Source organism: Ideonella flava, from assembly GCF_051857595.1.
Classification (GTDB): Bacteria; Pseudomonadota; Gammaproteobacteria; order Burkholderiales; family Burkholderiaceae_C; genus Ideonella.
In genome coordinates this window covers 23847-36629 of sequence record NZ_JBPZHD010000007.1, presented here as the reverse complement: position 1 = coordinate 36629, position 12783 = coordinate 23847, and the positions used below count along the sequence as shown (strand labels likewise).

At 67.9% G+C, this 12783-nt stretch carries 15 protein-coding genes and 1 tRNA gene; 9 read left to right on the top strand and 7 right to left on the bottom strand.

All coding sequences use genetic code 11. The annotated features are described in order from the left end of the window. Positions 1–10 precede the first annotated feature (10 nt). Positions 11–289 (bottom strand): hypothetical protein, encoded by a 279-nt coding sequence (locus ACS5PM_RS16025; protein WP_439388659.1) that lies wholly within the window; start codon positions 287–289, stop codon positions 11–13. A gap of 119 nt (positions 290–408) precedes the next feature. Here ACS5PM_RS16025 and hemA point away from each other — a divergent pair, with 119 nt between their 5' ends. From hemA to ACS5PM_RS15995, 6 genes are all read left to right on the top strand, one after another. After that, positions 409–1740 (top strand): glutamyl-tRNA reductase, encoded by a 1332-nt coding sequence (gene hemA, locus ACS5PM_RS16020; protein ID WP_439388658.1) that lies wholly within the window; start codon positions 409–411, stop codon positions 1738–1740. 85 nt (positions 1741–1825) lie between these two features. Continuing rightward, positions 1826–2914: a peptide chain release factor 1 gene (gene prfA / locus ACS5PM_RS16015; protein ID WP_439388657.1), complete on the top strand. Its 1089-nt coding sequence runs from the start codon at positions 1826–1828 to the stop codon at positions 2912–2914. Further along, a complete protein-coding gene (gene prmC / locus ACS5PM_RS16010; RefSeq protein ID WP_439388656.1) occupies positions 2911–3747 on the top strand; it encodes a peptide chain release factor N(5)-glutamine methyltransferase in 837 nt (278 codons plus the stop codon). Before prfA ends, prmC begins: the two co-directional genes overlap by 4 nt. Before the next feature lie 194 nt (positions 3748–3941). Then, positions 3942–4484: a hypothetical protein gene (locus tag ACS5PM_RS16005; RefSeq protein WP_439388655.1), complete on the top strand. Its 543-nt coding sequence runs from the start codon at positions 3942–3944 to the stop codon at positions 4482–4484. A 98-nt stretch (positions 4485–4582) separates the two neighbouring features. Further along, complete coding sequence (grxD, locus tag ACS5PM_RS16000; RefSeq protein WP_439388654.1) at positions 4583–4894, top strand: Grx4 family monothiol glutaredoxin; 312 nt, start codon at positions 4583–4585, stop codon at positions 4892–4894. A gap of 1 nt (position 4895) precedes the next feature. Then, on the top strand, positions 4896–5465 hold the full coding sequence (locus ACS5PM_RS15995) for a UbiX family flavin prenyltransferase (RefSeq protein WP_439388653.1): 570 nt from the start codon (positions 4896–4898) through the stop codon (positions 5463–5465). A gap of 3 nt (positions 5466–5468) precedes the next feature. Here the strand turns inward: ACS5PM_RS15995 and ACS5PM_RS15990 are convergent, their stop codons facing one another. Next, positions 5469–6104 (bottom strand): lytic transglycosylase domain-containing protein, encoded by a 636-nt coding sequence (locus ACS5PM_RS15990; protein ID WP_439388652.1) that lies wholly within the window; start codon positions 6102–6104, stop codon positions 5469–5471. Continuing rightward, positions 6104–7849, bottom strand: a complete 1746-nt coding sequence (locus ACS5PM_RS15985; protein WP_439388651.1) for a proline--tRNA ligase — start codon at positions 7847–7849, stop codon at positions 6104–6106. The genes ACS5PM_RS15990 and ACS5PM_RS15985 overlap by 1 nt, the downstream gene beginning before the upstream one ends. A 101-nt stretch (positions 7850–7950) precedes the next feature. Here ACS5PM_RS15985 and ACS5PM_RS15980 point away from each other — a divergent pair, with 101 nt between their 5' ends. Beyond that, entirely contained in the window at positions 7951–8544 is a 594-nt protein-coding gene (locus tag ACS5PM_RS15980) for an RNA pyrophosphohydrolase (protein WP_439388650.1), read from the top strand. 8 nt (positions 8545–8552) lie between these two features. Here the strand turns inward: ACS5PM_RS15980 and proB are convergent, their stop codons facing one another. From proB to rplU, 4 genes are all read right to left on the bottom strand, one after another. Then, positions 8553–9671: a glutamate 5-kinase gene (proB, locus tag ACS5PM_RS15975; RefSeq protein WP_439388649.1), complete on the bottom strand. Its 1119-nt coding sequence runs from the start codon at positions 9669–9671 to the stop codon at positions 8553–8555. Beyond that, positions 9668–10747: an Obg family GTPase CgtA gene (gene cgtA, locus ACS5PM_RS15970; protein WP_439389011.1), complete on the bottom strand. Its 1080-nt coding sequence runs from the start codon at positions 10745–10747 to the stop codon at positions 9668–9670. Before cgtA ends, proB begins: the two co-directional genes overlap by 4 nt. 93 nt (positions 10748–10840) lie before the next feature. Then, positions 10841–11098, bottom strand: coding sequence for a 50S ribosomal protein L27 (gene rpmA / locus ACS5PM_RS15965; protein ID WP_439388648.1), 258 nt, complete (start codon positions 11096–11098; stop codon positions 10841–10843). Positions 11099–11121: 23 nt separating this feature from the next. Next, positions 11122–11433 (bottom strand): 50S ribosomal protein L21, encoded by a 312-nt coding sequence (gene rplU / locus ACS5PM_RS15960; RefSeq protein WP_324157996.1) that lies wholly within the window; start codon positions 11431–11433, stop codon positions 11122–11124. Positions 11434–11586: 153 nt separating this feature from the next. Here rplU and ispB point away from each other — a divergent pair, with 153 nt between their 5' ends. Together ispB and ACS5PM_RS15950 are read left to right on the top strand one after the other, a co-directional pair. Then, entirely contained in the window at positions 11587–12588 is a 1002-nt protein-coding gene (gene ispB, locus ACS5PM_RS15955) for an octaprenyl diphosphate synthase (protein WP_439388647.1), read from the top strand. 28 nt (positions 12589–12616) lie between these two features. Continuing rightward, a tRNA-Pro gene (locus ACS5PM_RS15950) sits at positions 12617–12693 on the top strand. The last annotated feature ends 90 nt before the right edge of the window (positions 12694–12783 follow it).

The window sequence follows — 12783 nt, the reverse complement described above, 5'->3', positions numbered from 1 at the left end:
GCCGGCGGCCTCAGGGCAGCTTGCGCGGGCCTTGCCACCACAGCGCCAGCGCGGTGGCAATGCACAGCAGGCCGTACGTCGCCATGCGTCCATCGCGCCCGAAGGCCACCAGGCCACCGACCAGCGCGGCAGCACCGGCCGCGACAGCCCAAGCGGCCAGCCGCCGGAAGGCCACCGCCTTGAGCGAGCGCCACCACAGCAGCTTGCACAGCCCGCTGGCGATCAGGCCGACGCCGATCGCCGGCCCGAAAAAGTTCAGCACATGCCACAACGCGTCTATCGGGCCCATCGAAATCGGATTGCTCGGGTGGATGGAAACAACGGCGGCTTGATCGGCATCAAGCGCGGCGGCGGGTCACTGCGCGTTCTTCAGCGCCGCGAAAGACCCCAATTTTATAATTCGCACCCATGAGTGTCCTCGCGCTCGGGCTGAACCACACCACCGCGCCGCTGGACGTGCGCGGCCGGTTCGCCTTTCCGCCCGAGCAACTGCCGCCGGCGCTGCGCGCGCTGTGCGCCCAGTGGCCGCAGCGGCAGCCGCGCCATGCGCCCGAAGCGGCCATTCTTTCCACCTGCAACCGCACCGAGCTGTACGTCGCCGCCGGCAACGACCACGCCGGCAGAGAGCTGGTCCGCCCCGCCATCGACTGGCTCGCGGCCCAGGGCGGCATCGAGGGCGGCAAGCTGCTGGCCCACACCTACGTGCTCGAAGGCCGCGAAGCCGCGCGGCACGCCTTCCGTGTCGCCTCCGGGCTGGATTCGATGGTGCTGGGCGAGCCGCAGATCCTCGGCCAGATGAAGGAGGCCGTCCGCGGCGCCAACGAGGCCGGCACGCTGGGCACCACCCTGCACCAGCTGTTCCAGCGCTCCTTCTCGGTCGCCAAGGAGGTCCGCAGTTCGACCGAGATCGGCGCGCATTCCATCAGCATGGCCGCCGCCACGGTGCGGCTGGCATCGCAGATCTTCGAGGATCTGCAGCAGACCAAGGTCCTTTTCGTCGGGGCCGGCGAGATGATCGAGCTAGTGGCGACCCACTTCGCCGCGCGGCAGCCCCGGCAGATGGCCCTGGCCAACCGCACCCTCGAGCGCGGCGAGAGGCTTGCCAGCCGCTTCGGCGCCCAGGCCATCCGGCTGGCCGACCTGCCGGCCCGGCTGCACGAGTTCGACGCGGTGATCTCGTGCACCGCCAGCACGCTGCCCATCATCGGCCTCGGTGCCGTGGAGCGGGCGCTCAAGGCACGCCGCCGGCGCCCGATGTTCATGGTCGACCTCGCGGTGCCGCGCGACATCGAGCCCGAAGTTGCCCGCCTGTCGGACATCTACCTCTACACCGTCGACGACCTGACGCAGGTGGTGCAGACCGCCGGCGAGAAGCGCCAGGCCGCCGTGGCCCAGGCCGAGGCCATCATCGATGCCGGCGTGCAGAGCTTCTCGCACTGGCTGGACCAGCGGGCCAGCGTGCCGCTGATCCAGGCCCTGAATTCGCAGGCCGACGAATGGCGCGCCGCCGAACTGGCCCGCGCCCGCAAGCTGCTCGCCCGCGGCGACGACGTCGACGCGGTGATGGAGGCCCTGTCGCGCGCGCTGACGCAGAAGATGATGCACGGCGCCCTGGCCGAGCTACGCGCCAGCGAAGGCGAAACCAGGCACGCGACCGCCGAGTGGGTCTCGCGCCTGTTCCTGCGCCAATCCACACGCAACCTCGCGGCCGACGAGCCCGGCCCGGGCGACAAGCTCTAGCGACGCGGCCCGATTGCCGCCGCCCGGCGCCCGCCGGTGCCCCCGTCGCCCCTTCCCCACGCCGGCCCGACCGGCCCCGATCCCGATGAAAGACTCGCTGCGCCAGCAACTCCAACGCCTGCAGATGCGCCTGGCCGAACTGGACGCCAGCCTGGCCGATCCGCAGGTCACCGCCGACATGGGCCGCTACCGCACCCTGGCGCGGGAGCAGGCCGAAGCTGCCGAGGTGGTGGGCCTTTTCCGCCGCTACGAGCAGCGCGAACGCGACCTGGCGGCCGCCCGGGAGCTGCAGGCCGATCCGGACATGGCCGAGATGGCCCGCGAGGAGATCGCGTCTGCCGAGACCGAGCTGTCAACCTTGTTGGCCGGGCTGCAGACCGCCCTGCTGCCGCGCGATCCGGACGACCATCGCAACGCCTTCGTCGAGATCCGCGCCGGCACGGGCGGCGAGGAATCGGCCCTATTCGCCGCCGACCTGGCGCGCATGTACACCCGCCATGCCGAGCGCCAGGGCTGGCGGACCGAGGTGATGAGCGAGAACGCGTCGGACCTGGGCGGCTACAAGGAAATCGTCTTCCGCTTCGAAGGCGAGGACGTCTACGCGCAGATGAAGTTCGAATCCGGCGGCCACCGCGTGCAGCGCGTCCCCGAGACGGAAGCCCAGGGCCGCATCCACACCAGCGCGTGCACGGTGGCGGTGATGCCCGAGCCGGACGAGGCAGCCGAGGTGACGCTCAACCCGGCCGACCTGCGCATAGACACCTTCCGCGCCAGCGGCGCCGGTGGGCAGCACATCAACAAGACCGACAGCGCGATCCGCGTCACCCACCTGCCCACCGGCCTGGTGGCCGAGTGCCAGGACGATCGCTCGCAGCACCGCAACAAGGCCAAGGCACTGGCCGTCCTGCAGGCGCGCCTGCGCGACCGCGAGCGGGCCGAGCGCGAAGCCAAGGAGGCCGCGACCCGCAAGGCGCTCGTCGGCACCGGCGACCGCTCCGACCGGATCCGCACCTACAACTTCCCCCAGGGCCGGCTGACCGACCACCGCATCAACCTGACCCTGTACAAGCTCGGCCAGATCATGGACGGCGACCTGCACGATGTCATCGCCGCCCTGCAGGCCGAGCAGGCCCAGCAGCAGCTGGCGGCGCTGGAAAGCGGCGGCGCCGCATGAGCCTGACCGTGGCGCAGGCGCTCGCCGAGGCGCAGGCAGGCGGGCTGGACCGGCTGGATGCGCAGTGGCTGCTGGGCCACGTGCTGGGCCGGCCGCGCGCCTGGCTGATCGCCCACGGCGAGGATGCGCTGGGCGACGACCAGGCCTCGACCTATCGCGCCCTGTGCCGCCGCCGGGCCGAAGGCGAGCCGTTTGCCTACCTGGTCGGTGAACGCGAATTCCACGGCCTGCCGCTGCAGGTCGACGCGGCCGTGCTCGTGCCGCGGCCGGAGACCGAGGTGCTGGTCGACTGGGCGCTGGAGCTGCTCGCCGGCGAGCTCGCTGTTCATTCGGCGGCCGAGGTGGTCGACCTGGGGACCGGCAGCGGCGCCATCGCACTGGCCGTCAAGCATCGCCACCCGGCGGCTTCGATGACGGCCGTCGACCTGAGCGACGCCGCTTTGGCCGTCGCCCGTGGCAATGCCGACCGCCTGGGCCTGGCCGTCGACTTCCGAACCGGTTCCTGGTGGGCACCGCTGCCGGGCCGGCGGTTCGACCTGGCCTTGAGCAATCCGCCCTACATCGCCGGCGGCGATCCCCATCTGGCCGCGCTGCGGCACGAGCCGACGCTCGCCCTGACGCCCGGTGGGGACGGCCTGGATGCAATCCGCACCATCGTGGCCGGGGCGCCGCTTCACTTGCGCCCTGGCGGCTGGCTGCTCATGGAACACGGCTGGGATCAGAGCAACGCCGTCGCGGCGCTCCTGCAGTCGAGTGGATTCGAAGCCGTGTCGACCCGTTGCGACCTGGCGGGCCATGGGCGTTGCACGGGCGGCCGTCTCCCCCACGATTGAAGCTGGGGAGGACCTGTAATGTCCCGCAACAGCGGGATGAGAGCGGCCACATTTCACGCGCATGCCAAAAGGGGCTGCAGTAGTATTTCCTAACGGCCACCTGGGCCGGGACTGTCCTGCGGGAGGTCACCATGCGCCGGTTCTTTGCCTTGCCGTTTTGTTGGGCCTTGTGCCTTGCCGCACCGGGGCTCGCCATGGCCGCCTCTCCCGTGGCCGGCGACGGCCTGAAGGTCGACACCGAGATGGGAGACGACTGGTCTGCCTGGCAAACCCGCCTGGCGCTCGGCGCCCCCGCCAGACCGCTGTTCGGCAGCGCCATCGGCATGCCGGCGACGGGCAACGCGCTGTTGGCGGGTGACCGCTATCTCGGTTGGGGTCGGGTAGGCGATGGCGGTGGCCTGCGCGCCACCGGTGCCCTGCTCGTGGGCCCAGGCGCCCTGGCGCTGGCCGCGCCGTCCGGCGTCAGCCACGGCGAGATGCAGTGGCGAGGCACCAGCAGCCCGAGCCTGGCCGATCCGGACGCCAACGGCCCCATGCCCTACCTCGGCCTCGGCTACAGCGCCTGGTGGGCGCGTACCGGGCTGGGCGTGTCCGCCGACCTGGGGCTGGCTGCGCAGCGGCCTGGGCAGGTGGTCCGCTTCGGCCGCGCGATGCAAGGCAGCGAAGGCCTGGACGACGTGATCAAGGCCATGCAGTTGTCGCCCATGTTCCAGGTCAACCTGTCCTACACCTTCTGACGTTTTCCAGCACCTGCATGCAGGGCTTGACGCCGCCGCGCCACCTGCGCGGCGGCTTTGCTTTATAAAGTTGGTTTTCCGCCCAGCATCCGATACCCATGAGCGACGTCCAACAGCGCATCGACCAGATCGTCAACGGCCACAAGGTGGTCCTGTTCATGAAGGGCACGGCGCAGTTCCCCATGTGCGGCTTTTCGGGCCGCGCGGTGCAGGTCCTCAAGGCCTGCGGCGTGAACGACCTGACCACCGTCAACGTGCTCGAAGACGAAGAGATCCGCCAGGGGATCAAGGATTACGCCAACTGGCCCACCATCCCGCAGCTGTATGTGAACGGCGAATTCGTCGGCGGCTCGGACATCATGATGGAGATGTACCAGGCGGGCGAACTGCAGCAAGTCCTGGCCGCCTGAGTTGGCCCCGCCGCCGCGAGTTGTCGTCGGCATCACCGGGGCCTCCGGTGCGGTGTACGGCGTGCGGCTCCTGGAGCGACTCCGCTCGCTCGGCGCGCACACCCACGTCGTGGCCACGTCGGCCGGCGTGCTGAATGTTCATCACGAACTGGGGTTGGATCGCGGCGCGCTCGAAGCGCTGGCCAGCGAGTCGCACGCCGCCGGCGACATCGGCGCCTGCATCGCCAGCGGCAGCTACCGCACCGATGCGATGGTCGTCGCGCCCTGCTCGATGAAGTCGCTCGCCGCGATCGCCCACGGCTTCGGCGACAACCTGCTGACCCGAGCTGCCGATGTCACACTGAAGGAACGCCGTCGGTTGGTGCTGATGGTGCGCGAGACGCCCTTCAACCTGGCGCACCTGCGGAACATGACGGCGGTGACCGAGATGGGGGCGGTGGTGTTCCCTCCGCTGCCGGCCTTCTACCACCGGCCACAGACCATCGCCGAACTGGTCGACGACACCGTCGAGCGCGTGATCGAAATGCTCGGCGTCAGCAGCGCAGAGCCTCGCCGCTGGACCGGGCTCTAGCCGCTAGATCAGCCACTGCTTGCGCGCCCCGAGCACCGCGTTCGGATACTCGGGCCGGCCGCGGCTGCCGTTGTAGCGGCCCAGGGCCATGTACAGGTCGCCCTGCTCGACCTCGAGGTAGTGGCGCAGGATCACGCAGCCGAAGCGCAGATTCGTCTGCATGTGGAACAAGCGCGAGGCATCCCCATCGCCGATGAGCCGGGCCCAGAACGGCATCACCTGCATGTAGCCGCGCGCGCCGGCGCTGCTGATCGCGTACTTGCGAAAGCCGCTTTCCACCTGCACCAGGCCGAGCACCAGCTCCGGCTGCAGGCTGGCACGCTTGCTCTCGTACCACAGCGTCTCCAAGAATTCGATGCGGGTCTGACGCTCGGATTTGCGGGGCTTGAGCTTGTCGCTCATCGCACCGATCCAGCGCAGATAGGCGAGCCGCTCCTCGATGGTCGAGAAGCTGGGCTTCGGCGGGGCGCTGTTCGCCACCGCAGCTGACAATGCGGTCCGAACCGCATCGGCCAGTGGCTCCTCGGCCTGCTTGCCGGCGATCGCCGGCCGCCAGGCCAGCGGCCCCAGCAACGCGGAGGCCGCGGCGGCCCGCAGATAGGCGCGCCGCCGCTCCTTGCGCCCGCCAGGCCCGCCCATCAGACGGCCAGGCGCGCCTTCACCGTGGCGCCCACTTCGGCCAGTGCGACCTTGGTCGCTTCGGCATCCCGCCGCCCCTGCACTTCCAGCAAGCCTTCTTTCAGGCCACGGTCGGAAAGCACCACGCGCAGCGGCACGCCGATCAGCTCCCAATCCGCGAACATCGCGCCGGGGCGCTCGCCGCGGTCGTCGAGCATCACGTCTATGCCGGCGGCCAGCAGCTCGTCGTGGAGCTTGTCGGCCGCCGCCTTCACCTCCGCCGAGCGGTCGTAGCCGATCGGGCAGAGCACGCAGGCGAAAGGCGCGATCGAAGCCGGCCAGACGATGCCGCGAGCATCGTGGTTCTGCTCGATCGCCGCGCCCACGATGCGCGTGACGCCGATCCCGTAGCAGCCCATCTCGAAAGCTTGCGGCTTGCCGGTCTCGTCGAGGAAGTTCGCGTTCATCGCCTGCGAATACTTGGTTCCCAGGTAGAACACATGGCCCACTTCGATGCCGCGCTGGATGGCGAGGATACCCTTGCCATCCGGCGAGGGGTCGCCCACCACCACGTTGCGGATGTCGGCCACCAGATCCGGTTCGGGCAGGTCGCGCCCCCAGTTCGCACCGGTGTAGTGGAAGTCGCCTTCGTTGGCGCCGCAGACGAAGTCGGCCATGTTCGCCACTGTGCGGTCGGCCACGACCTTGACGGGCTTCTTCATGCCTATCGGGCCGAGGTAGCCCGGCTTGCAGCCGAAGTGCTCCTCGATCTCCGCCACCGTGGCGAACCGCCAGCCCTTCTTCAAACCGGGCAGCTTGCCGGTCTTGACTTCATTGAGGTCGTGGTCGCCTCGCACGAGCAGCAGCCAGACCGTCGTCTTGACGATGTCTCCGGCGTCGTTCTTGTCGTCGGTGGCGAGCACCAGCGACTTCACCGTGCGCTGCAGCGCGAGCCCGAGCAACGCAGCCACGTCCTCGCAGGTGCTCTTGCCGGGAGTGGGCGTCTTGGTCAGCTGTTCAGTCGCCGGGCCACGCTCGGCGATCAGCGACACCGCTTCGGCCAATTCGATGTTGGCGGCGAAGTCGCTGGTCGGGCAGTACACCAACGCGTCCTCGCCCGTGTCGGCGATGACCTGGAACTCGTGCGACGCGTCGCCGCCTATGGAGCCGGTGTCCGCCGCCACCGCGCGGTATTGCAAGCCGAAGCGATCGAAGATCGCGCAGTAGGCGCGGTACATCACGTCGTAGCTCTTGAGCGCAGCCTCCTTGTCGCGATCGAAGGAGTAGGCATCCTTCATCGTGAACTCGCGCCCGCGCATCATGCCGAAGCGGGGCCTGCGCTCGTCGCGGAACTTCGTCTGGATGTGGAAGAAGTTCTTCGGCAGCTGCTTGTAGCTGCGCAACTCCTGCCGGGCGATGTCGGTGATCACCTCCTCCGAAGTCGGCTGGATCACGAAGTCGCGGTCGTGCCTGTCCTTCACCCGCAGCAGCTCGGGCCCGTAGGCCTGGAACCGGCCCGACTCCTGCCACAGCTCGGCCGGCTGCACCACCGGCATCAGCAGCTCCACCGCACCGGCCCGGTTCATCTCCTCGCGGATGATCGCCTCGACCTTGCGGATCACCCTCAGGCCCATCGGCATGTAGTTGTAGATGCCGGCGCCCAGCCTCTTGATCATGCCGGCTCGCATCATCAATTGATGACTGACGACTTCGGCGTCGGCGGGCGCTTCCTTGAGCGTGGAAATGAAGAACTGGCTGGCTTTCATGGCGGCTCGGTCGGCGGCGTGACGCTTCGGGTAAGCGAGAGCCTGCGCCCTGTAGGCCGCCGGTGCTATATTGATTTCAGTTCAAAAATTGGGGTTTGATTATGCTCGACAGGGAAGGCTACAGGCCTAACGTCGGCATCATCCTGCTCAATGCCCGGAACCAGGTGTTTTGGGGCAAGCGTTTGCGTACCCACTCCTGGCAGTTCCCGCAAGGGGGCATCAAGTACGGCGAATCGCCCGAGCAGGCCATGTTCCGCGAGCTGCACGAGGAAGTGGGCCTGCTTCCGGACCACGTGCAGATCCTCGCCCGCACCCGAGACTGGCTGCGTTACGAGGTCCCCGACCACTTCATCCGCAAGGACGCGCGCGGCCACTACAAGGGCCAGAAGCAGATCTGGTTCCTGCTCAAGCTCATGGGCCGCGACAGCGACATGAACCTGCGCGCCACCGATCACCCCGAGTTCGATGCGTGGAGGTGGAACGAGTACTGGGTCCCTCTCGACGTGGTGATCGAGTTCAAGCGCGGGGTCTACCAGATGGCCTTGACGGAGCTGGCCAGGTTCCTGCCCAAGGTCAACCATCACAACCGCTACCTGCGCAGTGGCATGCGTCCGCACGGGCGCGACGACCGGCGTCGCAGCGATGAAACGTCCGAACCCGTGCCCCTGCCGGACCACAACGGGTCGACGCACTAGGGCTGGCTCTAAGCGAGCACCAGGTTGTCGCGGTGAATGAGCTCCGGCTCGCTGGCGTAGCCCAGCAGCCCTTCGATCTGCGATGAAGGCTTGCGGGCGATAAGGCGTGCCTCCGCGCTCGAGTAGTTCGCCAGGCCGCGCGCCACTTCGGCGCCTTCCGAAGTACGCACGGCGATGACGTCCCCGCGGTGGAATTCGCCTTCGACCTCGACGACGCCGATCGGCAGCAGACTCTTGCCTTCGTCGCGCAGCTTGATCACCGCACCGTCGTCGATCCGCACCGCGCCGCGCAGCTGCAGGTGATCGGCCATCCACTGCTTGCGCGCGGCGAGCTTGGGCGTGCCGGCCAGCAGCACCGTGCCTATCGGCTCGCCCGAGACCAGCCGCAGCAGGACGTCGGGTTCCCGCCCCCAGGCGATCACGGTGCTGGCCCCGCTGCCGGCGGCGCGCTTGGCGGCCAGCACCTTGGTGATCATGCCGCCCTTGCCGATGCTGCTTCCCGCCCCACCGGCCATGGTCTCGAGCTCCGCCTCGCCAGCCTGTGCTTCGTCGATGAAGCGGGCGGCGGGATCCTTTCGGGGGTCGGCCGAATAAAGGCCGCGCTGGTCGGTGAGGATGACCAGGGCGTCGGCCTCGATCAGGTTCGCGACTAGCGCACCGAGGGTGTCGTTGTCGCCGAACTTGATCTCGTCATTGACCACCGTGTCGTTCTCGTTGATGACCGGTATGACCTTCAGGCCCAGCAGCGTGAGCAGGGTGGAGCGCGCGTTGAGGTAGCGCTCGCGGTCCGCTAGGTCCGCATGGGTCAGCAGCACCTGCGCGCTGCCCATGCCGTGGGCGGAGAGCTTCTGCTCGTACATCTGCGCCAGGCCCATCTGGCCGACGGCTGCGGCGGCTTGCAGCTCGGGCAGTTCCTTGGGCCTCGTCGACCACCCCAGGCGCTTCATGCCCTCCGCAATCGCGCCGGAGGACACCATGACCACCTCTCGCCCCTGGGAGGCCAGAGCTGCCAGCTGCCGGCACCAGTTGTCGATTGCGCCTGCGTCTATGCCCCGGCCTTCGTTGGTCACCAGGCTGGAGCCGACCTTGACGACGATCCGTCTTGCGGTTCTCAAGGCCTCGCTCATGCCGCCTGCCCCCCGTCGTCCGGCGCCGAGTCGAAGCGCGGATCGGGCGGCGCCACGGGCGGATTGTTCTGTGCAGCCACGTGGTCCCAGATCGCGTGGATCAAGGGCTGCAAGCCCTCACGCGCCAGCGCGGAGATTTCGAACACCGGCCCCTTCCACTTGTAGCGCTTGACGAAGTCCTTCACGCGCTTGGCCCGCTCTTCGGCTGGGACCATGTCGAGCTTGTTCAACACCAGCCAGCGTGGCTTCTGGTAGAGGGCCTCGTCGTACTTGCGCAGCTCCTCGACGATGGCCTTGGCCTGCGCCACCGGATCCACCGATTCGTCGAACGGCGCGAGATCCACCACGTGCAGCAGCAACCGCGTGCGCTGCAGGTGACGCAGGAACAGATGGCCCAGGCCGGCCCCCTCGGACGCGCCCTCGATGAGGCCAGGGATGTCGGCGACCACGAAGCTCTTCTCAGGCGCGACGCGCACGACGCCGAGATTGGGGTGCAGCGTGGTGAACGGATAGTCCGCGATCTTCGGCCGGGCATTCGACACCGAAGCGATGAGGGTCGACTTGCCGGCGTTGGGCATGCCGAGCAGGCCGACGTCGGCCAGCACGCGCAACTCGAGCTTGACCTTGAACGCCTCGCCGGGCCAGCCTGGCGTCTTCTGGCGCGGCGCCCGATTGGTGCTGCTCTTGAAATGCAGGTTGCCAAAGCCCCCGTCTCCTCCCTTGGCAATCAGCACCGGTACGTCAGGCTCGATCAGCTCGGCCAGCACGCGCCCCGTCTCGAGGTCCGTGATGATGGAGCCCACCGGCATGCGCAGGGTGATGTCTTCGCCCGCCGCACCGAAGCAGTCCGAGCCCCGCCCGGGCTCGCCGTTCTTCGCTTCGTGGCGCCGGGCGTACCGGTAGTCGATGAGGGTGTTGAGGTTGCGGTCGGCGACCGCATAGACGCTGCCTCCGCGGCCACCGTCTCCGCCGTCCGGCCCCCCGAAGGGAATGAACTTCTCGCGCCGGAAGCTCGCGCAGCCCGCGCCGCCGTGCCCGGCCGCAATGTCGATGGTGGCTTCGTCGACGAACTTCATGATGAGACGAGATGGTAGGTGGCGGCCGATGAGGTGGCCGCAGAAGCGAAAAAGCCCCGGCAAGCCGGGGCTTCGCGTGGCGAACGCGCCAGCTCAGGCCGGCGTGATGTTGACCGTGTGGCGGTTCAGCTCGCCCTTGACCTGGAAGGACACGGTACCGTCGACCAGCGCGAACAGCGTGTGGTCGCGCCCCATGCCGACGTTGGAGCCGGCATGGAACTTGGTGCCACGCTGGCGCACGATGATCGAGCCGGCGGACACGGCCTGGCCGCCGAACGCCTTCACGCCGAGCATCTTCGGCTGGGAATCACGGCCGTTCCGGGTGGAACCGCCGCCTTTTTTCTGTGCCATGGTTCACGAACTCCTGCTGGGCTTCAGCCGTTGACCGCGCTGATTTCCAGCTCGGTGTAGTTCTGGCGGTGACCGCCGTGCTTCTGGTAGTGCTTGCGGCGGCGCATCTTGAAGATGCGAACCTTGTCGTGACGACCATGCGCCACGACCGTGGCCTTCACGCTCGCGCCGCTCACCAGGGGGGTCCCGACCGTCAGGCCCGCGCCGTCACCGACGGCGAGCACCTGGTCAATCACGATTTCCTGGCCAACGTCCGCAGCAATCTGTTCTACCTTGATCTTTTCGCCGGCTGCAACCTTGTATTGCTTGCCACCGGTTTTTATGACCGCGTACATGTGTGCCTCTTTGGGAAAAGGGGTATGGCTCCGCCCAGCCCATTCCGGGCGAAGCCCAGGATTATAGCAGTGGCACAGGGTTAACGCCAGTCCCTTCGCGGGCTTCCTATAATCAGCCGCCTGCCTTCGTCCTCTGACCGCCCAACTACCGACATGCCCTCGACGGAAACGCCACCGACGATTCTTTCGCCGGCCACCGCCACGACCGATCCGATGGCACAGGGCATGGCGCGCGTCGATGCCGTCATCCGGGAGCGACTCACCTCGGACGTGGCCCTGATCGAGCAGATCTCGCACTACATCATTGGAGCCGGTGGCAAGCGGATCCGGCCGCGACTGGTGCTGCTGTTTGCCGATGCGCTGGGCTACTCGGGCGACGAACCCTACGAGTTGGCCGCCATCGTGGAGTTCATCCACACCGCCACGCTGCTGCACGACGATGTGGTCGACGAATCGTCCCTGCGCCGCGGCCGTGCCACCGCGAATGCACTGTTCGGCAATGCCGCCAGCGTGCTGGTCGGCGATTTCCTGTATTCGCGCGCTTTCCAGATGATGGTCGCGCTGGACCGCATGCGCGTGCTGGACGTGCTCGCCGACGCGACCAACGTCATAGCCGAAGGCGAAGTGCTGCAGCTGATGAACATGCACGACCCCGACCTGGCGGTCGACGCCTACCTGAAGGTCATCCGCTACAAGACCGCCAAGCTGTTCGAGGCGAGCGCGCGACTGGGTGCCGTGGTCGCCGGCGCGCCCCGTGCGGTGGAGGATGCCTGCGCCGAATATGGTCGCGCATTGGGCACCGCCTTCCAGCTGGTCGACGACTTGCTCGATTACGAAGGCGACACGCAAGCCCTCGGAAAGAACGTGGGCGACGACCTGCGGGAAGGCAAGCCGACCCTGCCCCTGCTGATCGCCATGGAACGCGGCACCGCCGAGGAGCGGGCGCTGATCCGGCATGCCATCGAACAGGGCGAGGTCGAACGCCTGGCTGAGATCGTCACGATCGTGCGGCGCACCGGCGCCCTGCAGGCCACGCGCGAGGCAGCCCGCGCGGAGGCACAAGTGGCGCGTGAACGTCTTTTCGCGCTGCCCGCTTCGGCGGCGCGAGAAGCTCTGCTAGAATTATGTGCTCGGTCGGTTGAGCGCTCCTCCTAGCGCAAATTCAACAATAGACGACAAGCATCGGGGTGTAGCTTAGCCTGGTAGAGCGCTACGTTCGGGACGTAGAGGCCGGAGGTTCGAATCCTCTCACCCCGACCAGTCTTTTTTTCTCGCACCCTGGCGACACCACGCCGTGACGCGAAGAGCGTCTCGCCGGTCCCAGCGTGGTCCACATTTCGCAGCGGACCG

Bases quoted from the DNA above. Each gene is read 5' to 3' on its own strand.
- ACS5PM_RS16025 (WP_439388659.1), bottom strand. From the start codon at position 289: ATGGGCCCGATAGACGCGTTGTGGCATGTGCTGAACTTTTTCGGGCCG.
- hemA (WP_439388658.1), top strand. From the start codon at position 409: ATGAGTGTCCTCGCGCTCGGGCTGAACCACACCACCGCGCCGCTGGAC.
- prfA (WP_439388657.1), top strand. From the start codon at position 1,826: ATGAAAGACTCGCTGCGCCAGCAACTCCAACGCCTGCAGATGCGCCTG.
- prmC (WP_439388656.1), top strand. From the start codon at position 2,911: ATGAGCCTGACCGTGGCGCAGGCGCTCGCCGAGGCGCAGGCAGGCGGG.
- ACS5PM_RS16005 (WP_439388655.1), top strand. From the start codon at position 3,942: ATGGCCGCCTCTCCCGTGGCCGGCGACGGCCTGAAGGTCGACACCGAG.
- grxD (WP_439388654.1), top strand. From the start codon at position 4,583: ATGAGCGACGTCCAACAGCGCATCGACCAGATCGTCAACGGCCACAAG.
- ACS5PM_RS15990 (WP_439388652.1), bottom strand. From the start codon at position 6,104: ATGGGCGGGCCTGGCGGGCGCAAGGAGCGGCGGCGCGCCTATCTGCGG.
- ACS5PM_RS15985 (WP_439388651.1), bottom strand. From the start codon at position 7,849: ATGAAAGCCAGCCAGTTCTTCATTTCCACGCTCAAGGAAGCGCCCGCC.
- ACS5PM_RS15980 (WP_439388650.1), top strand. From the start codon at position 7,951: ATGCTCGACAGGGAAGGCTACAGGCCTAACGTCGGCATCATCCTGCTC.
- proB (WP_439388649.1), bottom strand. From the start codon at position 9,671: ATGAGCGAGGCCTTGAGAACCGCAAGACGGATCGTCGTCAAGGTCGGC.
- cgtA (WP_439389011.1), bottom strand. From the start codon at position 10,747: ATGAAGTTCGTCGACGAAGCCACCATCGACATTGCGGCCGGGCACGGC.
- rpmA (WP_439388648.1), bottom strand. From the start codon at position 11,098: ATGGCACAGAAAAAAGGCGGCGGTTCCACCCGGAACGGCCGTGATTCC.
- rplU (WP_324157996.1), bottom strand. From the start codon at position 11,433: ATGTACGCGGTCATAAAAACCGGTGGCAAGCAATACAAGGTTGCAGCC.
- ispB (WP_439388647.1), top strand. From the start codon at position 11,587: ATGCCCTCGACGGAAACGCCACCGACGATTCTTTCGCCGGCCACCGCC.